16 protein-coding genes are annotated in these 21490 nt (G+C 50.1%); 10 read left to right on the top strand and 6 right to left on the bottom strand.

Annotated elements, in window-relative coordinates; genetic code table 11:
• Positions 1 to 114: 114 nt before the first annotated feature.
• Complete coding sequence (locus ABEB26_RS09590) at positions 115 to 591, bottom strand: PaaI family thioesterase (protein ID WP_345721761.1); 477 nt, start codon at positions 589 to 591, stop codon at positions 115 to 117.
• 24 nt (positions 592 to 615) lie between these two features.
• Complete coding sequence (galE, locus tag ABEB26_RS09595; protein WP_345721762.1) at positions 616 to 1602, bottom strand: UDP-glucose 4-epimerase GalE; 987 nt, start codon at positions 1600 to 1602, stop codon at positions 616 to 618.
• 237 nt (positions 1603 to 1839) lie between these two features.
• Between galE and ABEB26_RS09600 the strand changes: the two genes are divergently transcribed.
• From ABEB26_RS09600 to ABEB26_RS09635, 8 genes are all read left to right on the top strand, one after another.
• A complete protein-coding gene (locus tag ABEB26_RS09600) occupies positions 1840 to 2781 on the top strand; it encodes an STM4015 family protein (RefSeq protein ID WP_345721763.1) in 942 nt (313 codons plus the stop codon).
• An 11-nt stretch (positions 2782 to 2792) separates the two neighbouring features.
• Positions 2793 to 3725, top strand: a complete 933-nt coding sequence (locus ABEB26_RS09605; protein WP_345721764.1) for an STM4015 family protein — start codon at positions 2793 to 2795, stop codon at positions 3723 to 3725.
• Complete coding sequence (locus ABEB26_RS09610; RefSeq protein ID WP_345721766.1) at positions 3722 to 4843, top strand: STM4014 family protein; 1122 nt, start codon at positions 3722 to 3724, stop codon at positions 4841 to 4843. Before ABEB26_RS09605 ends, ABEB26_RS09610 begins: the two co-directional genes overlap by 4 nt.
• Before the next feature lie 136 nt (positions 4844 to 4979).
• Positions 4980 to 5783, top strand: coding sequence for an STM4013/SEN3800 family hydrolase (locus tag ABEB26_RS09615; protein WP_345721767.1), 804 nt, complete (start codon positions 4980 to 4982; stop codon positions 5781 to 5783).
• A complete protein-coding gene (locus ABEB26_RS09620; RefSeq protein WP_345721768.1) occupies positions 5770 to 7089 on the top strand; it encodes an STM4012 family radical SAM protein in 1320 nt (439 codons plus the stop codon). Before ABEB26_RS09615 ends, ABEB26_RS09620 begins: the two co-directional genes overlap by 14 nt.
• Positions 7086 to 7952: an STM4011 family radical SAM protein gene (locus tag ABEB26_RS09625; RefSeq protein ID WP_345721769.1), complete on the top strand. Its 867-nt coding sequence runs from the start codon at positions 7086 to 7088 to the stop codon at positions 7950 to 7952. The genes ABEB26_RS09620 and ABEB26_RS09625 overlap by 4 nt, the downstream gene beginning before the upstream one ends.
• Positions 7953 to 8255: 303 nt before the next feature.
• Entirely contained in the window at positions 8256 to 9767 is a 1512-nt protein-coding gene (locus ABEB26_RS09630; RefSeq protein ID WP_345721770.1) for a glycogen synthase, read from the top strand.
• Positions 9754 to 10914, top strand: coding sequence for a hypothetical protein (locus ABEB26_RS09635; RefSeq protein WP_345721771.1), 1161 nt, complete (start codon positions 9754 to 9756; stop codon positions 10912 to 10914). The genes ABEB26_RS09630 and ABEB26_RS09635 overlap by 14 nt, the downstream gene beginning before the upstream one ends.
• A gap of 69 nt (positions 10915 to 10983) precedes the next feature.
• Here the strand turns inward: ABEB26_RS09635 and ABEB26_RS09640 are convergent, their stop codons facing one another.
• Entirely contained in the window at positions 10984 to 11949 is a 966-nt protein-coding gene (locus ABEB26_RS09640) for an asparaginase (protein WP_012189385.1), read from the bottom strand.
• Between the two features lie 291 nt (positions 11950 to 12240).
• On the opposite strand from ABEB26_RS09640, the gene fxsT reads away from it, so the two are divergent.
• Positions 12241 to 14472, top strand: coding sequence for an FxSxx-COOH system tetratricopeptide repeat protein (fxsT, locus tag ABEB26_RS09645; protein ID WP_345721772.1), 2232 nt, complete (start codon positions 12241 to 12243; stop codon positions 14470 to 14472).
• Positions 14473 to 14839: 367 nt separating this feature from the next.
• On the opposite strand, the gene ABEB26_RS09650 is transcribed toward fxsT, so the two are convergent.
• The 3 genes from ABEB26_RS09650 to ABEB26_RS09660 all read right to left on the bottom strand — a co-directional run bounded on the left by ABEB26_RS09650 (position 14840) and on the right by ABEB26_RS09660 (position 18681).
• Positions 14840 to 16432 (bottom strand): choice-of-anchor Q domain-containing protein, encoded by a 1593-nt coding sequence (locus ABEB26_RS09650; RefSeq protein WP_345721773.1) that lies wholly within the window; start codon positions 16430 to 16432, stop codon positions 14840 to 14842.
• A gap of 84 nt (positions 16433 to 16516) precedes the next feature.
• Complete coding sequence (gene eutC, locus ABEB26_RS09655; RefSeq protein WP_345721774.1) at positions 16517 to 17290, bottom strand: ethanolamine ammonia-lyase subunit EutC; 774 nt, start codon at positions 17288 to 17290, stop codon at positions 16517 to 16519.
• Positions 17290 to 18681, bottom strand: coding sequence for an ethanolamine ammonia-lyase subunit EutB (locus tag ABEB26_RS09660; RefSeq protein ID WP_345721775.1), 1392 nt, complete (start codon positions 18679 to 18681; stop codon positions 17290 to 17292). The genes eutC and ABEB26_RS09660 overlap by 1 nt, the downstream gene beginning before the upstream one ends.
• 329 nt (positions 18682 to 19010) lie before the next feature.
• Here ABEB26_RS09660 and ABEB26_RS09665 point away from each other — a divergent pair, with 329 nt between their 5' ends.
• Entirely contained in the window at positions 19011 to 21269 is a 2259-nt protein-coding gene (locus ABEB26_RS09665; RefSeq protein WP_345721776.1) for a hypothetical protein, read from the top strand.
• The last annotated feature ends 221 nt before the right edge of the window (positions 21270 to 21490 follow it).

Raw genomic sequence — 21490 nt, forward strand, 5'->3', positions numbered from 1 at the left:
CTCTGCGTTAAATATCGATCCACGAAGAACGCGAAAGAATGCGGAATCAGAGGTCAGGAATCAGGCCTAAATCAGCTGAATTCTGGCCCCTGATCCCTGACACCTAGCTCCTCGTTAAGAGCGCATCCATTCATTGGGAACACGCACAGCCAAGACCGTGCCAGTTGCACACAGCTGATCGGCGGCGCTAAGCGTGCAGGTCACCAAGGTTTTGCGCTCGTTTTGCACCGCGAAGCGAGCACGCAACTCCAAGCTTGGGCCAAGCGGCGTTGGTTTGTGGTAGGCAATTTCAAGCTTACCAGTCACATACCAAATCGGCATGGGGCTGCTTAGCGCAACCCCAACCTGTTGAGCAGCCAAGGCCATGGCACTAATAATTGCGTGGCAATCGATTAATGCGCCAATGATTCCGCCATTAACCACATGAGTTGGCGAGGCACAATGCCATGGCTGTGGTTGCCAATGACAAATTGCTTCAGCACCATCCCAATAGCTTTTGATTTGCAAGCCATGAGGATTATCCTTGCCACAGCCCCAACAATGATTGCCCTGCAATTGATCTTGAAAGGCTGGTTGCGTCGTTGAAACCATCAATGCTGCTCCTTGAAGCAAAATTTATTCGCTATACCCATGAGGATGTTGTTGATGCCAAGCCCAAGCACTCTCGATGATACTCTCGATCGTGGCATAGCGTGGCTCCCAGCCCAAATCGCGGCGAATCGTTTCCGATGAAGCGACCAAGGTTGCCGGATCGCCAGCACGGCGCGGCGCAACCACCGCTGGAATCGCATGACCAGTTACATTGCGCACTGCTTGGATGACTTCTTTGACGCTGAAACCGCCGCCATTGCCCAAATTGTAGCGGCGACTGGCTCCGCCGTTGAGCAAAGCTTGCAAGGTCAGAATATGGGCCGAGGCCAAATCGCTCACATGCACATAGTCGCGCACACACGAACCATCGGGCGTTGGATAATCGTCGCCGAAGATCGCAATTGATTCGCGCTGGCCCAAAGCAACTTGCAAAACCAAGGGAATCAAGTGGGTTTCAGGGTCATGGTGTTCGCCAATGGTGGGCGTACAACCACAGGCATTGAAATAACGCAGTGCACCATAGTGAATGCCATGCACCCGTTCATACCAATAGAGCGCCCGCTCCATCCACGCTTTCATCTCACCATAGGGCGAACCTGGCACAATTCGTTCGTTTTCGTCGATTGGCATTTTGGCGGGGTCGTCGAAGAGATTGGCGGTTGATGAGAGAATAAAGGCCTTCACGCCATGTTCAGCGGCAACCGTCAGCAAATTAATCCCTGCCACCACGCTATCACGCAGATAATACTCAGGGTGCTGCATCGACTCGCCGACCAAAGTATGCGAGGCAAAGTTTAAAATCCCATCGAAAGGGCCATGGGCTTCAAAGGCACTGCGAATTTCAGCAATATTATTCAGATCACCCAAGACAAAGGTCGCAGCGGCAGGAACCGCTTGGCGATGGCCTTGGCGCAAATTATCAAAGATTACAACGTCATAGCCGGCATCAAGCAATGCGGCACTGGTTACGCTGCCAATATAGCCAGCGCCACCGGAGACCAAAATACGCATACAAACTCCTTTTTACACGGCAAGATCGTCGTGTAGCATCGAATTCGCTGGCTATTGTAGCCGAATCAGCTTAATTGTGGGTGAGAAGCATGATCAAGTCAGAAAGCAAAAGGCAAAAGGCAGAAATGGAACAAAGGGTGCAAGTTCTAGGGCAGCGATGTGACGTTGTTTGTCACAAAATAGGCTATGCTATAGCTAGGCCGCAATCGGCTTGCAATTGCTATTTGTGAGGTATCCATGATTTTTGCGTGGATGGGCTATTTTGGTCAATCAAGTTTGACCAACTGGGATGGCCGCTTAAAACTCGATCCAATTGGCCACCCCGTGCACCTACATTTGGAATACAATTATCGCTCGAAAACGCCTGCCCAAACTTGGCAGGATTATTTTAACGCTTGGCTGGCAACCGATGAGCCAGCTAAAACCACGGGCTTGGTGATTGGCCGCTGGTGGCAGGATTCAGCCCACGATGGCGATATTGATCTTGTTTTAGAAAGCTTGGTTAATGCCCGCGAGTGCTTGCCCTTGCTCAAAGCCCTGTTCATCGGCGATTTTACCTCTGACGAATGGGAAATTTCGTGGATTTTGCAAGGCGATTATGCTGCAATCTTGGCCGCCTACCCGCAGCTTGAATATTTGGCAATTCGCGGTGGCTCAAACCTTAGTTTTGGTGCGATTCAGCATCAACAACTCAAGGCCTTAATCATTCAAACTGGTGGGTTAGCGGCGCAAGTTGTGCGTGATGTGGCTGCCGCCAATTTACCAGCGCTTGAGCACTTAGAGCTGTGGTTGGGTAGTAATGAGTATGGCGGCAATTCAACGATCGACGATTTACAGCCGATTTTGCAGGGTGAGCGTTTTCCCAACTTGGTAACCTTAGCCTTACGTGATTGTGAATATGCTGATCTGCTGGCTCAAGCAGTGGCTAATGCCCCAATTGTTGAACGGATCAAAATCCTCGATCTTTCGCTGGGCAACTTGAGCGATACCGGAGCCGAGGCCTTATTCACTAGCCCAGCGATTCGTAAGCTTGAATTTCTCGATTTGCATCACCATTATATGAGCGATGGCATGCGCGATTGTTGGCCGACGATCGAAGTTAATTGCGATGTGAGCGATCAACAAATTGCCGACGAAGATGGCGACGAAGAATATCGCTATATCGCCGTCAGCGAGTAAGGAGCACAACAATGGCTCAATTGCCATGGATGTCGGAGCTGGCTCCATCGAATATTGCCGATTGGGATCACCCCAGTGTCTTGCAATCAACTGGTGTAGTACATCGCATCGGGCTTGGCTACGAAGATGATTACGATACCAAGACAGCGTGGATTGATCGCTTTGCTGATTTTTTGGCCTTGCCCAAGGTTGAAAAAACCACAGGTTTGGTGATTGGCCCGTGGTGGGAGCTTGATGATGGCAATGGCCCGGTTGATCAGGTGATTGAAACCTTGGTCAGTGCCGCGCCCCAATTGCCCAATGTACGCGCCTTATTTATTGGCGATATTACCAGCGAAGAATCGGAAATTTCGTGGATCGAGCAGGATGATCTTTCGCCCTTGCTCTCGGCGTTTCCCAATTTGCAGCATTTTGCAATTCGCGGGGCCAATGGCTTGAGCCTTGGTTCATGTCAGCATTCCCAACTCAAAACCTTGGTGATTCAAAGTGGTGGCTTGCCCAACCGAGTCGTGCAGGAAATTTTGCACGGCAAATTGCCAGCCTTAGAGCACCTCGAATTATGGCTTGGCTCCGATTGGTATGGCGGCGATGTTACCCTGACTGATCTCGAACCCTTGCTGAACGGTGAGTTATTTCCCAATCTCAAGGTGTTGGCCTTGCGCGATTGCTCGTTTGCTGATGATTTGGCGATTGCCATCAGCCAATCCAAGATCATCAATCGGATCGAAGTGCTCGATCTTTCGTTGGGCAATCTTGGCGACGATGGGGCCAAGGCACTTTTGGCATGCCCAGCGATTAAACAACTCAAACTGCTCGATTTGCACTATCACTATATCGAGCAGGAAATTGCCCAACAATTCAAACAATTGGGCATTGAAGTCGATATCTCCGAGCCACAAGATCCTCATCGCTATGATCGACGCTATATCGCGGTGAGTGAATGATCGTTATTGGCAATCCACATGATCGACGAGTTGCGCTGTGGCAGGCGGCCTTGGATCGTCAAGGTCAGCCGCCAGCCCATGTGATCAGCTACTACGATCTATTGGCAGGTCAAATTTATTCGGCAGAATGGATCAAATCTGGCGAGTTAGTACGGATTGAATCGCCTGGTAAGGATGAACAACTGTATCGTGAACTGGTACGGTTTGGCGCTGAACTAAGGCCTGAGCCTGAGTTTGAGCATTGGCCGATTGATGCTGAGTTGCCGCAAGAGCGCGGGCGCTTGTGGGGTAGTCGCCAATGGTATCGTGGTTATACCCGCTTGCTAAGCCAGCTCGAACAACAATTAACCAACTTGAATGCACGCTTGTTACAACATCCCACTGACATTGCCGTAATGTTCGATAAAGTGGCCTGCCATGCCCGGTTAGCGCAAGCCGATGTGCTTGTGCCACGCAGTTTGCCAGCAATTGGCTCGTTTGAAGAATTACAAGCAGCGCTGCAAACTCATGGCTGGCAGCGAGCTTTTATCAAACTAGCGCATGGTTCAAGCGCCTCGGGCGTGGTGGCTTATCGCACCAATGGCCGCCAAATGCAGGCCATTACCACGGTCGAGTTGGTTGAAACTAGTGCTGGTTTGCAATTGTACAACTCTCGCAGTTTGCGCACCTACACCCATTTGCGCGAAATTCAACCATTAATTGATGCCTTGGCCAAACAACGAGTCCATGTTGAAGAGTGGGTTCCGAAGGCGCGGCTGGCGGGCAAGGTCTACGATTTACGCATGTTGGTGATTGCGGGCAAAGCCCAACACACGGTTGTGCGCACCAGCACTACGCCAATTACCAACCTGCATCTATTAAATCCACGCGGCGATTTGGCGGCGGTACAAGCCCAGTTGGGAGCCGAATTTTGGCAGGCTGTGCGACAACAGGCCGAAGCGGCTAGTGCATGTTTTAAGCGTTCGCTGTACGCTGGGGTTGATTTGCTGATTGCCAATAGCCTGAAACATTGCTTGGTTGGCGAAGTCAATGCCTTTGGCGATTTGCTACCAAATGTGTTGGTCGATGGACTTGATAGTTATGAGGCAGAATTAGTGGGGCTAGGGAGCAGGGACTAGGGGCTAGGGGTCAGTAGCTAGAGGCTAGGGTTTAGAGCCAGGTATAAAATCCGTGCTAAAAACCGAATTCTCTCTATCTTCTAGAATTCAATTTCTGGCACCTGAACCCTAATTCCTAGCTGATCGAAAGAATCCCATGAAACAATACATTCCAACGCACGACATTGTGCTCATAACCTTGGATACTTTGCGCTACGACGTGGCGGTAGCTGAGTGGACGAATGGTGGCACACCCAATTTACGGGCACTGTTGCCAGACGGCTGGCAAGAACGCCATAGCCCAGGCTCGTTCACCTATGCTGCGCATCAAGCGATGTTTGCTGGTTTTATGCCCACGCCTGCTACACCTGGCCCACATGGCCGTTTGTTTGCGGCCCGTTTTGCTGGCAGCGAAACCACCACTGAGCAAACCTTTACCTTTGACGCACCAGAAATTGTCACAGGCTTGGCGCAGGTTGGCTATCGCACGATTTGTATCGGCGGCGTGGGCTTTTTCAATCGCCAAACTGCATTAAGCTGTGTACTGCCCGATTTATTTCAGGAATCGTATTGGGAGCCAGGCTTGGGAGTGACCGAGCCACGTTCGACCGAGTTTCAGGTGGCCTTGGCAGTTGAGCGCTTACAGGCAATCCCAGCCGAGCAACGAATCTTTCTGTTTATCAATATTTCAGCCTTGCATCAACCCAATTGCCACTATTTGGCTGGCGCGAAAGGTGATACGTTGGCAAGTCATGCGGCGGCTTTACGCTATGTTGATAGCCAGTTGCCAGCCTTATTTGCTGCGCTACGACGGCGCAACCCAAGCTTTTTAATGCTCTGTTCTGATCATGGTACAGCCTATGGCGAGGATGGTTTTTCTGGCCATCGCCTAGCCCATCCCACGGTTTGGACAGTGCCCTATGCTGATTGCTGTTTGGAGGAAGCCCATGCATCTGCGTGAATATGCCAATGCTACGCCTTACATGGGCTATAGCTATAGTTACCCACATAAATCGGCCTATCGCCAGCTGGAGCCACGCTCGTTACGCGAAGTTTGGGCCGACGAAGCGCATGATCAACTATTTCTATATTTGCACATTCCCTTTTGCGAGATGCGCTGTGGCTTTTGTAATTTGTTCACGACCACTAACCCCAACGAATCGATGGTACAGCGCTATTTGGCGACGTTAGAGCTTCAGATGCAGGCAGTTCACAACGAGCTTGGCGATGTGCAGTTTAGTCGCATGGCGATTGGTGGAGGTACACCAACCTATTTAAGTGCTAGCGAATTGGATCAGCTTTTTAGCATGAGCCAGCGCTGGCTTGGGGTCGATTCACGAGCGATTCCCTTATCGGTTGAAACGTCGCCCCACACTGCGACCGCTGATCGCATGGCGATATTAGGTCAAGCAGGGGTTGATCGGGTAAGCATTGGGGTGCAGAGCTTCCTTGATCATGAAGCCCATGCTGCTGGCCGTGCCCAACGCCGACCTGAGGTTGAGCAGGCGCTAGCCACAATTCGCGCAGCCCAAATTCCCACATTAAATATTGATTTAATTTATGGTTTGCCCAACCAAACCGTGGCAACATGGCTTGAATCGTTGGAAATTGCCTTGCAGTGGCGGCCCGAAGAGTTGTATTTGTATCCGTTGTATGTGCGACCGTTGACTGGCTTGGATCGGCGGGGCACAGGCTGGGAGCACGATTTACGCTTGGAATGCTATCGGGCGGGCCGTGAACGCTTGTTGGCGGCAGGCTATCAGCAAATTTCAATGCGTATGTTTCGCGCCGCTCATGCGCCAGACGACAGTCAAGCACCAAGGTATTGCTGCCAAACTGATGGGATGTTGGGCTTGGGCGCTGGTGCGCGTTCGTACACTCGCAAGCTCCATTATTCCAGCGATTATGCGGTTGGGGCTAGCTCGGTTCGTCAAATTATTCAAAATTACAATCAGCGCAGTTTGCTTGATTTGAGCCAAGTTGATTATGGTTGTGTTGTTTCGAGTGCTGAGCAACACCGCCGCTTTGTGATTCAATCGCTGTTACAGGTCAGTGGGCTGGATACGCAAGCCTATCGGGCGCAATTTGGCAGCGATGTTTTAGCTGATTTGAGCCAAATCAACGAATTAATTGAGTGTGGTTGGGCTGAATATCAGCATGGCGTGTATCAATTAACTCCAACCGGTTTAGAACGCTCAGATCTGATTGGCCCTTGGCTATATTCGCCGCAGATTCGTCAGCTTAGTGCGGAGTTTATCCTACGATGAAACTAGCAATTTTGTATCGTGGCCCCTTGTCGAGCTGCAATTATGGCTGTACTTATTGCCCATTTGCCAAGCATCAAGAAACTGCTGCCGAGCATGCCCACGATGAAGCAGCCTTGCAACGCTTTGTAGCTTGGGCAGCCCAGCAAATCCAGCTTGAATTAAGCGTTTTTTTCACGCCGTGGGGCGAGGCATTAATTCGGCGGCGCTATCAACGGGCAATTGTTGAGCTGGCTAATTTACCGCATGTCCAAAAAGTCGCCATCCAAACTAATCTTTCGGCGCGGCTGGATTGGGCCGAGGATTGCCCCAAACAACGGCTTGGTTTGTGGGCAACCTATCATCCGACCCAAACGCCGCGCGAACGTTTTTTGGCCCGTTGCCACGAAGCGATCGAACGTGGCATCCCGATCAGCGTGGGGGTTGTCGGCATACACGAACATCAAGCTGAAATTGCGGCCTTGCGCGAAGCCTTACCCAAACAAATCTATCTATGGGTCAATGCCTACAAGCGCGAAGTTGGCTATTATAGCCCTGAGGAAATTGCCCAGCTCACCGCGATTGATCCGCTGTTTCCAATCAACAATACCCGCCACCCTTCGGAAGGCAAGGTTTGTGCTACTGGCGAAAACGTGATTTCGGTCGATGGCGATGGCACAATCCGGCGTTGTCATTTTGTGCGCGAGCCAATTGGCAATATTTATAACGCTGATTGGCAAGCCGCCTTGCAACCGCGAGTTTGTGCTAATGCCACGTGTGGTTGTCATATTGGCTACATTCATATGCCCCATTTGGGCTTGCAACAGGTATTTGGTCAAGGCATGCTCGAACGGATTCCGCAAATTCCGATTGAGGTGTTGGGGTAAGTTTAACCGCGAAGGCCACGAAGGGCGAGGGATCAGGGGTCAGGGATCAGCTTGGCAGTGCAAGACCAACTACTCACTCCTCATCCCTGACTCCTGATCGCTGACCTCTCATAAACTCTGCGCCGCTGCGTTAAACTAGCCCCTGATCCCTAACCACTAGCCCCTCTGTTCTAGGCTCTATGTTCTTACGAGGGTTTGCATTCAGCCGTCGCTATGTGGTAGCATAGCAAGCACAGTCGAGGCCGACCATGCAAGCAAAGGCACGGGCGGCTTTCTTATCGCACTTCAGCGAAAAGCAGCATAATGAATGAACAACCGTTAAGGATTTTATATTTCGCCTCCGAGGTCGAGCCATTTGCCCGAACTGGTGGTTTAGCTGAGGTTGCCGCCTCGCTACCCCGCGCCCTCCAAGCCTTGGGCCATGAAGTGGTTGTAGCCATGCCACGGTATGGCCATATCGAGCCAAGCCGCTGGCAACTAGAGCCAAGTCAAATCACCCTGAAAATTCCGTTGGCCGATGCTACCGAACCTGCTACCTGGTACACCACAACCTTGCCTGATAGCGATGTCAAGGTGTGGATGGTCGAAAATCAGCGTTTGTTTGGTCAGCCTGAGGTGTATCTTGGCGATGGCGATGCTGAGCGCTTTGTATTTTGGGCTAAGGCCACGCTAGAAATTGCCCGTGCCCAAGGCTGGCAGCCCGATGTGGTTCATTTGAATGATTGGCATGCAGCGATTGTGGCCAACTGGTTACGCACCTCATATCGCGATGATCAGTTTTTTGCCAACACCGCCTCGGTTTATACCATTCATACCTTGGCCTATCGCGGGGTGTTTGGTCAGCGGGTGCTGGAGATGGCAGGCATCGCTGAGTATGGCTATATTGCCCATTCGGATATGCCAAGTTTGCATCGGGTGGTCGATTTGATGAGTCGTGGCATCTATTATGCCGATATGATCAATACGGTCAGCCCGACCCATGCTCGCGAGATTTTAACTCCTGCATTCGGCGAAGGCCTCGACCCATTATTGCGTGATCGGCGTGATCGGCTGTTTGGGGTCTTGAATGGCATTGACAATCGGCGCTATAATCCTGCTACTGATTCGTACCTAGCCCAGCCATTTAGTTACGACGATTTAACTGGTAAACAAGCTTGCAAAATCGCCCTACAACAGCAATTGGGCTGGGAAGTTGATCCAAGTAAGCCGTTGTTTTGTTTCATCGGACGACTGAATGATCAAAAGGGCTTGGGACTACTGGCCGAGACGATCGAAAATCTATTAAGCCATCATCAATTCCAATGTGTGGTAATGGGGACTGGTGAAGCCCGCTATCATGAATGGCTCAGTGATTTGCAGCAACGACATCCACAGCAAGTTGCGGTAGCCTTGACCTTCAATGAAGCCCTAGCGCATCAGTGTTATGCAGGAAGTGATGTCTTATTAATGCCATCGTTGGTCGAGCCAGGCGGCACGAATCAGTTAATTGCTCAGCGCTATGGCTGTTTACCGTTAGTTTGCGCGGTTGGTGGGCTAGCCGATACCGTTGAGAATATTAATACCTATGCCGGGACGGGCAACGGGTTTGGATTTACCCAGCCAGAGAGTCAATCGCTGTATGGCACCATGATGCGTGCTCTAGAGTTGTATCGACACCCAGAACTCTGGCAAGCCGCAGTTAAGCGGGCGATGCACTGTGATTGGTCGTGGGCACGTTCGGCCCAACGCTACGATGAACTCTATCGACGTGCCCTCGTCAGTCGTGCAGCGCGTCGGCCACGCGCTAGCTATGGAGACGCGAATGAGCGTTCGTGAGTCGCTGTGGACGATGGATTCGTTTGAAGAAGCCTTATTTAGCATTAACCACGGAGGAGCCGTGATCACTCATCTGCCGCGTTTGGTGGCGGGCTTGCCGCCCTCGGTTGCCGCTTTGTGGCGACAACTGTTCCGCGTTGATGTGAGCCATGGCACAATTCATCCACCAGACCGCATGCATGGCTGGATTGAACGCGCTTTTGGCAGTGTCGAAGCTGTATTGCACCAAGAAATTATTCGGGTTACCAATCAATGGACGCTCGAAGGTGCAATTTTCAACCGCATTCGCGGGCTGCGACCACAGCAAGGCCGTTATCAATCGGATATTGATCAAATTATCGCTGCCAGTGCTGGCCCTCAGGATGAAGCGGGCTTTTGTACTCCCGAAAGTGGCACGCCCGAAGATCGTTTTGGCCGGGTGCGTGGACGTTATTGTCTGAGCGCTTCCAATGTTGCCAAATTCGATGGCTGGCATGGCGTGCTGATCTTCGATCAACATAATCCTTTAAATTTTAACCTCGAACGGGTCGAGGATTATATTCAGACTGCTGGACGTTGGTTCGATGCGGTGCATACCGCCGATCCGCAGGCGGTCTATCCATTCTTTATTTGGAATTGCCTCTGGCGTTCGGGAGCATCAGTCATTCACGGCCATGCCCAGATGTCAGTCTCGCATGGCATGGCCTATCCCAAGGTTGAATTGTTGCGACGCACCGCTGAGCAATATCACAACCAACATAACGCTAATTATTTCCAAGATGTTTGGCGGGTGCATCGGGCCTTAGGCTTGGGCTTGAATATTCATAGCGACAATACCCATGGCTATGTCTCGCTCACGCCCATCAAGGAAAAAGAGGTCGTGCTGTTTGGCAACGATGTGCAAGAGTTGGCCCAATATCTCTACCATGTGCTTGATTGTTTTGTAACCGAGTTGGGGGTGCAAAGCTTCAACGTGAGCATCACCATGCCACCGCTCAACGACACGCCCGAATCATGGACCAATGTGCCAACAATTGTGCGAATTGTTGATCGTGGCGACCCCAACAGCCGTGGCTCGGATATTGGGGCGATGGAGTTATATGCCGCCACTGTTGTTGCTAGCGATCCATTTAATATCGCCAATGCGTTGGCTGGCCGATTTCCCTAATTTCTAATCGATTATGATTCCCTCACCCCCTAGCCCCCTCTCCCGCCCAGCAGGAGAGGGGGAATTCATTTATTCCGCGAACCACTCGCGCAATTCTTGAGGATGCGCGGCTGCACCCAAGGCAACCATCAATTTGATGCGTGCTTTGACTGGCGAAAGCTGCTGGGCAAACATTACACCAAGTCGTTTGAGATCGTGATATTCGCCAACATAGCCATACTCATCGTAGCAAATGCCCTTCAAGCAGCGCGTCGTCACCACCACTGGAATGCGTTTGTTCAGCGCTTCTTGGATGGTTGGCAACCACCATGGCGGCACGCGCCCACCGCCGAAAGCTGCAATTACAATCCCCTGTGAGTTGGTATCAATCGCCGCCCGCAGTTGACGATCATCGGCTCCTTGGGTGGCGTAAATTAAATCAACTCGCTCAGCCAAGCGCGAACATGGTATATATTGGCGACCACTGGGCTGATGATGGATTCGCACAGTTGCGCCCGTCAAACTGCCAACTGGGCCAAAACCTGGCGCATCAAAGGCATCAGCGGTTTGCGAATCGATTTTTTGCACCGTCGAAGCTGAAAACAAACGATCGTTAAAGGCAACCATCACGCCCAGCCCACGGCTTTGCGGAGCAGCAGCAGCCCGAATCGCCCCAGTTAAATTGGTAACGCCATCATAACCAACATCAGTGGCGATGCGCATCGAGCCAGTAAACACCACAGGTTTATTCGAATCGATCAATAAATCGCATAAAAAAGCACTTTCTTCTAAGGTATCGGTGCCATGGGTCACCACCACACCATCAGCCTCGCCCAGCAACAAACTATTGACCCGCTGAGCTAAATCGAGGGCCATAGTTGGAGTAATATGGCTACTTGGCAAATTGGTAAAATCTTGAAAGCTAACATTAAACTCGCCGCGTGGGAGCATCGCCGAAAAATCATCGCCTTTGAGCATTGGAACTGCGCCGCTCCATTGCGGTGTGCGTTTGGTCGAAATCGTGCCGCCCGTTGTAATAACCACAACGTTGTGCATATAGTCTCCCTGCCCGAAGGCTGTGAATCGTAAGTGGCTTCAGCCATTGAGTGTAATGAAGCTTGTTGCTCACGTCAAGCAAGGATTCGGGGGCGAGGGGTCAGGAATCAGGGTTCAGGGGTCAGCAGATAATCTGTGGTATTTTTTAGCCACGAATTACACGAATTTCACGAAAAAGCTCATCCTCCGTGCGCTTCGCGTTCTTCGTGGTTCCGTATCCCCAACCTATAGACAAACCCTGTGCCCAAGCGCTATCATATGCCTAGCACTCAATCGTTGGGAGATGTTGGGATGACGACCATGCCTGATGCTGAAACCCTGCAACAAGCCGAAGCCTTGCTAGCCCAAATCCCGCTTGATACTATTCCAGCCCATCAACGCCCACGGGCTGATTGGATGCTTGATGATCAGTTTCCGATCAGTAGTTTTGTTGGGCGCGAAGATTTGTTAAAGCAACTGGCTGCGGCCATGGCCTCAACTACCCCAACCATGATTGTGCCAACGCTGGCGGTTACTGGCATGGGCGGCATCGGCAAAACCAGCCTTGCACTCGAATTTGCCTATCGCTATGGCCATTATTTTGCTGGCGGCGTATATTGGATCAATGCCGAGTATACATTGGTTGACACATCAAAGGTTGATACCACTATCTTGCCCTCGATTGATCGATTGTGGCTCAAGTTGTTTCCTCAGCGTGATAGCAGCCAAATCTCGCCTGAACAGCGGCTCAACGACATTAAAAGCTTTTTCAATAGCCCAATTCCGCGCCTGTTGATTTTCGATAATTGCGAACGGCAATCGGTTTTTGAAGCCTATCGGCCAGGCCCGCAAAGTGGCTGCCGTGTACTGATGACTAGTCGCAACGCGGTTTGGTCATCGAGCAATGTTCGAGCAATTGCGATTGATCTGCTGACTGCGGCTGAAAGTCGCCAAATGTTGCAACAACTTGCCCCACGCGTGACCGCTGCAGAGGCCGACGATTTAGCCAAACTGGTAGGCTATTTGCCCTTGGCGCTACATGTGATGGGTGTGGCCTTGGGAACACTTGAACCCTCACTAGCTGTCGCCAATTATTATCAACGAGTGCAACAAGCCTTATTGAGTGAACTCGAAACCAGCGCCAACAACTTGCAAAACGTCCATCGCTCGCCAACTAACCATCAATGGAGCGTCGTCGCTACGGTGCGCGTGAGCTATGGCCTACTCAAGAGTCCATATCGCGATGAAGCCCAACTCCGCCATATATTGTTGCTGCTAGCATGTTGCGCACCAAACGCGCCAATTCCAATCAATTTACTCGTACGCGCAACCGAGCAGGATTCGGCAACTATTGGCGGATGGTTGTATGCGCTGCGCCAAAGTGGCTTTTTCGATCACGATCCGCCGCAACTGCACCCGCTCATGCGCGAGGCGATTCGAATTATCGAAGCCGAGGATTACCCTAGCGCCACCAACACCATGACCGCTGCTTTAATTGCTGAAGGTAGAGCTGCCTATAAAAATTGGAACCGCGAGGCAATGTTGGCTTTAGTACCCCATCTCACCGCCTGCCATGAAACCGAAAAAACCAAGGACGGCTATCCGGGCAATGTCCTAGCAATCCTTGCACAAATTAATAAACGCCAAGGCAATTATCGCCAAGCAGAACAGTCTATACATGAGGTATTGAATCATAAAATTAAGACTCATAATTCTGATCATCCAGAAGTATTAGAAACTCAATATATCCTCGCAAATATTTTACATGCCCAAGGAGCTTATACTGAAGCTTTAACTATCTATCAATCCATACTTCGTATACAACAACAGATCTTAGGTGCAGAACACCCCAATACCCTTACTACCCAAAATGGTATTGCTAGTGTTTTACGAGACCAGGGACTTTATACAGAGGCTTTACACATCTATCAATTTGTACTTAATAACAGACAAAACGTTTTAGGAAAGGATCACCCTGATACACTGAGTACCCAGCATAATTTCGCCAACATATTATATATTCAAGGGTTTTATACCAAAGCGCTGGAGATTTATCAGGAAGTATTAACCATTAAACAATATATTTTTATCGAGGATCATCCTCATACTCTGATAACTCAGAGTCAACTCGCAGATGTGTTTAAAACCCAAGGAGACTATCACAAAGCCTTAAATCTTTTTGAGACAATATTAGCTGCCCAAAAACGTATTTTAGGCACTGATCATCCTCATACACTAACTACTCAAGATAAGTTAGCAGATGTATTCCGTTCTTTAGGATTATATAGCGATGCTTTGCTTTATCATCAGGTGGTATTAGAAAGTAAGCAACATGCATTAGGAATGGAACATCCTTCCACTTTATCAACTCAATATAAAATCGCCAGTGTCTTTTATGACCAAGGTAACTATCGCCAAGCCTTGCAACTCTTTCAATCTGTCTTCAAGCTTAGACAAAAAGTTTTAGGTGTAGAACATCCAAACACCGTCCACACAAAAAAGTTTATTGAATTGTGCATAGCACGGCTGAAGCAAAAGGGGTAGGGCTAGCACAATTGATCCACGAAGGGGCGAGGCTATGGGCTATCACGAATCTTCCGATAGCCTATAGCTGTAATGGTTTATACGCTTAATAATCAGTACTCCCATGCCCTCACCCCCAACCCCTCTCCCACTGCGGCGGGCGAGGGGCGCATTCTTGGAGCGGTTCCTCCTCTCCTCGCTTGCGGGAGAGGGGGTCAGGGGGTGAGGGCATAATGGCGGTTGGCAACCTCATAAACCATTACAAATAGCCTATAACTTCTCTGCGTCTCTGCGTTAAACCTCGTATCATGTGCTTCTCGCGAATTACCCAAATTCCACAAATATACATCCTTCGTGTTCTTCGTGTCCTTCGTGGTTTCGTAGCCCTTTACTTAATCGTCATCGGTAGCGAGACCTGATACCACAACGCGCCACTTTCGACCGCGCCCATATCGCAGGCCGCACCCAAAAAGCCTGCCAAACCACGCTGATCGGTCACACTGGAGCTTGCGCATGAACCAGCATCGGTCGATTCGCTATAGCTAAGCGGCAAGTAGGTTGGAGTTGGGCCACCATACCAGCCCAAAGGCCGCAACACTGGCCAAGTATTTGGTTTATTGCCATTGCTGGTTTGGCTGCCACAACTTCCATCGCTCCACAAGCTAAAACTCATGCTCGGCGCTTGGCTGGCGTAGCCACATTGCGCTCCTGTTGCGGCGTTATTGCCCATAATAATGCTGTTATTGACGGTAAATTGATTGCCAGCATGATAGAGTCCACCGCCATCACCCTCAGCAGTATTAGCGGTTATTGTCACATGATCAATTCCAATCGTTCCATTAGGGCGATTATTTAGCCCAGCACCGCGCCAAGACCAGTTTTTGGCAATCGTGCTGTAACTCAACACAGCCAAGCCTGAATTAGCAATTGCACCGCCATCACCATCTAAAGCACTATTGTTGATCAAGGTCGAGCGTTCAATCTGAAGGCTACCCTGGTTGGCGATGCCGCCGCCAGCCAATGCCGATACATTCAGATCAACAATGCTGTGTTTGATGGTCAAACCTGCATTGGCGGCAATAGAGACCCCACCGCCTTCGTGAAAAGCCACATTTGATGCAAATTTGCTGGTGTTAAACTCCAGCACACTGCCTTCGCGCAGATAGAGGCCGCCGCCTTGGCCCGCAACATTACCCCACAACCTGCCACCTTCAAAAATACCATTGCTTTGCCGAATCACCATACCGCCGCCAAAATCGGTATTTTCATGGCCCAGCAACTCATTTACGTCAATATCCGATTGGCGAATATCCAAAATTGCCGCCCATGCCTCAAGTCCAGCACCTTCGGTTTCAGCTTTGTTATTGGCAATCTGGCTATTGCGAATCGTTAAACTGCCCGTATTGAAACTCATACCACCGCCGCTGCCACTCGATCGATTGGTTTCAATGCGGCTATTAATCAGGGTCAGGTTGGTATGCTGTGCGCCAATTCCGCCACCAAATGATGTCGCTTGGCTATCTTTAATGGTTACTTGGTTGAGGGTTAAATTGGTAAACTCGCCGCTCCAATTTGGCTCGACGAAAATCGCCCCGCTATGCTCAGCACTACCATTCGTCAGGATGATGCGCTGAATTTCGACCCGCGCTTGTTGGCTGACCCAAAAAATCCGCGTCGTATTGCCGCCAGAAAGCGTAATTTTGCCACCACCATCAATCACTGAGCCATCGTGCAAAAATTTTTGGCTGGTTAAAATGATCGTATGTGGATTCGCACCACAATTAAAGGTTAGCGTGCCACCTGGTACTTGTTCGCCTGGAAAAAGCTGAGCTAAACCAACGTCAAAGGCCGCCTCAGTACAACTAGCAGGTGTGCCAGTGCCCACCACCACGCTATCGGCAGCAACTGGACGGCTATCCCAAACGAGGCCCAAACCAAGTATGATCAATCCACTCAACAGGAATTTTTTACGCCCTAGCATTGCGGTTGCTCCTACTAGCCATCAATCCGATAGCAGCAGCATAGCAAAGCATCGCCGATAAAACTTGACATTTTCTACCAAGCTTTATGCAAGTGTCGCGGTTTGAGGATCGCCAAGTTGCTGGCGCTCGTCTTTGAGGGCAACTCCGGTCAAGCGCCGTTGCCGCGCCTGCCCCAACAAATAGATTAATAAATCGCTAGCCGCTGCGTAGTTCAAGCCTTGTGGGTGAATGTTGGAGATGCAGTTGCGCTCAGCATCGTTGCGACCTCGCTGCGGCGCATAGGTTAAATAGATGCCTAAACTATCGGCAACACTCAAGCCAGGCCGCTCACCAATTAAAACGACTACCAATTCAGCCTTGAGCAATTCGCCAATTTCATCGCCAATTGCCACCCGCCCTTGTTCAACCAGCACCAACGGCGCTAGTGACCAACCAAGCGCCCCAAGTTGCGGCATGATTATGTTCAGTAGCGGCACAGCATGGCGTTCGATCGCCACTGCTGATAAGCCATCGGCCACTACCAAGGCTACAGTATATGGTTCAGCTTGTAAGGCCTCAAGCTGCTGACGCGATTCAGCATACAAGCTTCGACCTAAATCTGGCCGCTTGAGATAGGTTGCCCGATCCAAGGCGGCGCTTTTGAGCCTGAGGATTTGGGGAAATTCAGGTTGTAATGCGCTGGAAATCGCCGCAAAATCAACCTGGGCATGGACTGCATCACGGGCCAAGGCATGGTCTTGTTGAAAGGTCAAATGAGCTTTGGTTGGCAGCGCATCGCCCACCCGACCGAGGCCAATGCGTGCATTAGTAAATTGGCGCAAGCGTTGCCAAAGCTCAGTTTCTGCTTGTTCGGCCATTACAATTCTCCCAATTGGGCGGCTGATTGCAACAAACGATGGCGCTCGTTGGTAATCAACAAGCCTGCTTGATCGCTAATGCCAATCTGTTGGAGCCATGCTTCAAACTCAGGCGCTGGGCGCAAACCCAAGGTTGTCTGCACAAAGCGAATATCGTGATACGAGGTGCTTTGATAATTGAGCATAATATCGTCAGCGCCAGGCACGCCCATCACATAGGTACAACCAGCGCTGGCCAACAGCACCAGCAAATTATCAATATCGTTTTGATCAGCTTCGGCGTGGTTGGTATAGCAGGCATCGCAGCCCATCGGCAGGCCCAACAATTTGCCACAAAAATGGTCTTCCAAGGCCGCTCGGCTAATTTGCTTGCCATCATAGAGATATTCAGGGCCGATAAAGCCCACGACTGTGTTAACCAACAATGGATCAAAGGCCCGCGCTACGGCATAAGCTCGCGCTTCGCAGGTCTGTTGATCAACGCCATGATGGGCATTGGCTGAAAGTGCGCTGCCTTGGCCAGTTTCAAAATACATTACATTATTGCCAATTGTGCCACGCTGCAAGGCGAGTGCCGCTTGATTGGCTTCGTTCAACAAGGCCAAATCGATGCCAAAACTACGATTCGCCGCCTCGGTGCCAGCAATCGATTGAAAGACCAAATCGACCGGAGCGCCACGCTCGATCACCTGCAAGGCGGTGGTAACATGGGCCAACACACACGATTGCACCGGTATGGCATATCGCTGACGTAATTCATCAATTAAATGTAGCAAACTGGTCATGGCTTGCGGGCTATCGGTCGCTGGGTTGATGCCAATTACCGCATCGCCACAGCCATACAACAAGCCATCGAAAATTGCCGCTGCGATCCCCTCGGGATCATCGGTTGGATGATTAGGCTGCAAACGCGAAGAAAAACGCCCCGCCAAGCCCAAGGTATTGCGAAAGCGCGTAATCACTTGGCACTTTTTGGCGACCGCAATCAAATCTTGGTTGCGCATAATTTTGGAAACTGCCGCCGCCATTTCGGGCGTGATGCCTGCCGCAACCGCCGCCAACTGCTGGCTATCGGTGTGATAATCGAGCAGCCACTCGCGCAAACCACCAACCGTCAAATGGCGAATTGGCGCAAAAGCAGTTTGATCATGGCTGTCGATGATCAAGCGCGTCACTTCATCAGTCTCGTAGGGAATTAGCACTTCGTTGAGAAAGGTAGTTAATGGCAGATCGGCTAAACACCACTGCGCCGCCACTCGTTCCTCGGCGCTAGCAGCGATCAAGCCAGCCAAAGCATCGCCCGAACGTTCAGGCGTAGCCTTAGCCAAGAGAGTTTTGAGCGAATCGAATTGGTAGAGGCGTTGACGAATTGAATGCTGATAGCTGGTCATAAGCAGTCTCCCACAGCACTGGCATGACCAATTATGGCATTCTTTTTGGCTCAAGGCAATTTTAGGGAGCTGAAACCGCGAAGGACGCGAAGATCGCGAATGTTAGCTTCATTATTCTATCGCATTTGTGGGCACTTCAGTCATTTAATAATCGAATCTTGGTGGTTTTCGCGCCCTTCGCGGTTTCGTCCTTCGTGCAACTTCGTGCTCTTCGTGGGTTACCTTACTTTCACAGAGATTTGCGGCTAATGTATGAGGGTAACAATGCTTGATCAATGCTACTATACCGCTATCGCTCTACGATGATGCAATTGATTTGAGGAGTATCTATGGGTAAGTTCTGGCAGCTAGGTCGCCGTGCAACGCTAACGTTCACGATCATAACCGCCTTATTTAGTTTAGCAATCACGCGTGCCCAACAACCGACCAATGCGCCAATTGATGGAGTATGGGATAGCACGATTGGCAATAGCCTGCAAACAAGCGGCAGCATCAACAAACTCTACATTGGCCCCGATCAGCGCTTATATGTGGCAGGGAATTTTGCCTACCTCAACAATCAGCTTGGCAATGGGTTAATATCGTGGGATGGCACAAACTGGCACACTCACGGCTTACAGCCAAACGACATTAATAGCATCAAGACCTTTGAAACCTACCAAAACCAACTCATTATTGGTGGGAGTTTCCAAAACCTTGCAGGTCAGGGCATTCGCGGGCTGGCCCGTTGGGATGGCTCAGAGTTTCAAGGCTTTGGGGCTGGCACACAAGGTACAAATGATTATTGGGATCATACGCCATCACAAGTCAACGATTTCGCGGTTATTAGCGATACCTTATATATTGTTGGCAATTTCTCGCAATTTGATACGATTGCAGCCAATTCGGTGGCCTATTGGAAACCAAGCGGAATTGGTGCGCTTGGCAATTTCGAAGATAAGGCGCTAAGAACCGCCTCCACGGGGCAACAATTGGTCGTTACTGGCGCATTTCAATATATCAATAATGTTGAAATCAATGGTTTGGCCCTATTTGCGAATGGACAATGGTCGTCAATGCCAATGCCCACAAATGTAGCCATCGATAAAGAAAATATTGTTAATTTTCAAGACACAATCTATGCATGGGGCTACCCAACGGAAAACCCACAACAAACCAATGTCTATGGCTATAGCAATAACCAATGGACGCAGATTGGTAATGATCTGCCCGAAGGGATTCGTGGTGTATTTGATGCCGATGGCTTGCATGCCTATAGCACGAATGCGATCTGGAAACTGGTGAATGAGCAATGGCAATCAGTGCAACTTCCTGCCAGTATTACGAGCATCAGCTCAGTCGTGGGCAATAGCGATCAGCTGTATATCGCAGGCCAGTTCATGGTCAATAATCAACCAAGTCAATTGCTGGCTTGGGATGGAACGAACCTAACCAGCCTAGCAACCACAAGTTTAGCTGTCCCAGTCTATGATATTGGCGGCGTAAATCGCCAAGTTGTCGTTAATGTTAATGGGCAGACCAACCTGCAACAATGGAATGGCACAATGTGGCAACAAATCTATGGGATGAGTCAGGGGAGCAAGCTGTTCACGGTTGACAGTGAGCGCACCTATTTGGTTAGTAGCAATCCATTTAGTGTCAACGCTAGCACACCAAGCGCACTTTGGGAGTTTAATGCCACTGGCGTTCTAACCAATCCAGTCGTCATTAACGGAACTGGAAACAATTGGGCACGCTCTGGAACAAGTTTGCTGACGCATGGCAATCCAGGTATGATCAATGGCCAAACCTATAGCAAAACGGTCCAGATCAACGACGATCACTCATGGCAATTGCACAATCTTCGTCACTCCTATGCGGATGCACGGATTTACCTAATTAGGAATCAGTTCTATGCCGTTTATATTCGTTCTGAACGCTATTCGTGGCTGATCACTATTGATGTTTGGCGCAACAATAGCTGGCAGGAAGTTGATGTATTACAACCGAGCGATCACAGTTATCCGCAAATCGCAGCTTGGCGTGATAGTTTATACATTAGTGGGGATAATTCGCTGTATTATATGAATCCTCATGGCATATTCGAACAGCTTGCTCAGTTTGATAATGGTATTAACCGCTTGGCGATTGATGGTAACGACTATTTATATGTTGGTGGTAGCTTTAACGCTGTTAATCAACAAACAACTGGCTCGCTCGTCCGTTGGGATGGTGCAACATGGCAAGGCTTGGCAACACCAGTCAATGGCCCTGTTGAACAGATTGCCGTAACCAGTAGCGATCTGTATCTTGCAGGCAATTTTACTCATGTTGGTTCGATGCCATCGTTAGGGGTAGCGCATCTGCGGATCACCCAACAGCCCCCAAGTAATACTGCAACGCCAAGCAATACGCCAAGTAGCACACCAACCAATACTGCGACAAGTACGGTCATACCAAGTAGCACGCCAACGAATACTGCGACACCAACCAATACCGCTACAAGCACCATCGTACCAACCAATACTGTAACGCCCAGCAGTACGCCAAGTAGCACACCAATTGAGCAACAACGCTATATAGTTGCAATTCCCTATGTAGTACGCTAGTTAAATGCTTTGAGAAATGAAGGGTAAAAATCAAAAGGGTCTAGAGCTAGAGCTGGAACCACGAAGGGCGCGAAGAACGCCAAGGTTCGATTATTAAATGACTGAAGTGCCCACAAATGCCATAGAATGATTAAGCCAACATTCGCGATCTTCGTGTCCTTCGCGGTTTCATCCTTTGTGCGCTTTGTAGATCAAAAAGGGGATCAGTGGGATTGCCACTG

The organism is Herpetosiphon gulosus (genome assembly GCF_039545135.1).
Classification (GTDB): domain Bacteria; phylum Chloroflexota; class Chloroflexia; order Chloroflexales; family Herpetosiphonaceae; genus Herpetosiphon; species Herpetosiphon gulosus.

Coding starts and splice junctions, on each gene's coding strand:
- ABEB26_RS09590 (WP_345721761.1), bottom strand. CDS start 591: ATGGTTTCAACGACGCAACCAGCCTTTCAAGATCAATTGCAGGGCAAT.
- galE (WP_345721762.1), bottom strand. CDS start 1,602: ATGCGTATTTTGGTCTCCGGTGGCGCTGGCTATATTGGCAGCGTAACC.
- ABEB26_RS09600 (WP_345721763.1), top strand. CDS start 1,840: ATGATTTTTGCGTGGATGGGCTATTTTGGTCAATCAAGTTTGACCAAC.
- ABEB26_RS09605 (WP_345721764.1), top strand. CDS start 2,793: ATGGCTCAATTGCCATGGATGTCGGAGCTGGCTCCATCGAATATTGCC.
- ABEB26_RS09610 (WP_345721766.1), top strand. CDS start 3,722: ATGATCGTTATTGGCAATCCACATGATCGACGAGTTGCGCTGTGGCAG.
- ABEB26_RS09615 (WP_345721767.1), top strand. CDS start 4,980: ATGAAACAATACATTCCAACGCACGACATTGTGCTCATAACCTTGGAT.
- ABEB26_RS09620 (WP_345721768.1), top strand. CDS start 5,770: ATGCATCTGCGTGAATATGCCAATGCTACGCCTTACATGGGCTATAGC.
- ABEB26_RS09625 (WP_345721769.1), top strand. CDS start 7,086: ATGAAACTAGCAATTTTGTATCGTGGCCCCTTGTCGAGCTGCAATTAT.
- ABEB26_RS09630 (WP_345721770.1), top strand. CDS start 8,256: ATGAATGAACAACCGTTAAGGATTTTATATTTCGCCTCCGAGGTCGAG.
- ABEB26_RS09635 (WP_345721771.1), top strand. CDS start 9,754: ATGAGCGTTCGTGAGTCGCTGTGGACGATGGATTCGTTTGAAGAAGCC.
- ABEB26_RS09640 (WP_012189385.1), bottom strand. CDS start 11,949: ATGCACAACGTTGTGGTTATTACAACGGGCGGCACGATTTCGACCAAA.
- fxsT (WP_345721772.1), top strand. CDS start 12,241: ATGACGACCATGCCTGATGCTGAAACCCTGCAACAAGCCGAAGCCTTG.
- ABEB26_RS09650 (WP_345721773.1), bottom strand. CDS start 16,432: ATGCTAGGGCGTAAAAAATTCCTGTTGAGTGGATTGATCATACTTGGT.
- eutC (WP_345721774.1), bottom strand. CDS start 17,290: ATGGCCGAACAAGCAGAAACTGAGCTTTGGCAACGCTTGCGCCAATTT.
- ABEB26_RS09660 (WP_345721775.1), bottom strand. CDS start 18,681: ATGACCAGCTATCAGCATTCAATTCGTCAACGCCTCTACCAATTCGAT.
- ABEB26_RS09665 (WP_345721776.1), top strand. CDS start 19,011: ATGGGTAAGTTCTGGCAGCTAGGTCGCCGTGCAACGCTAACGTTCACG.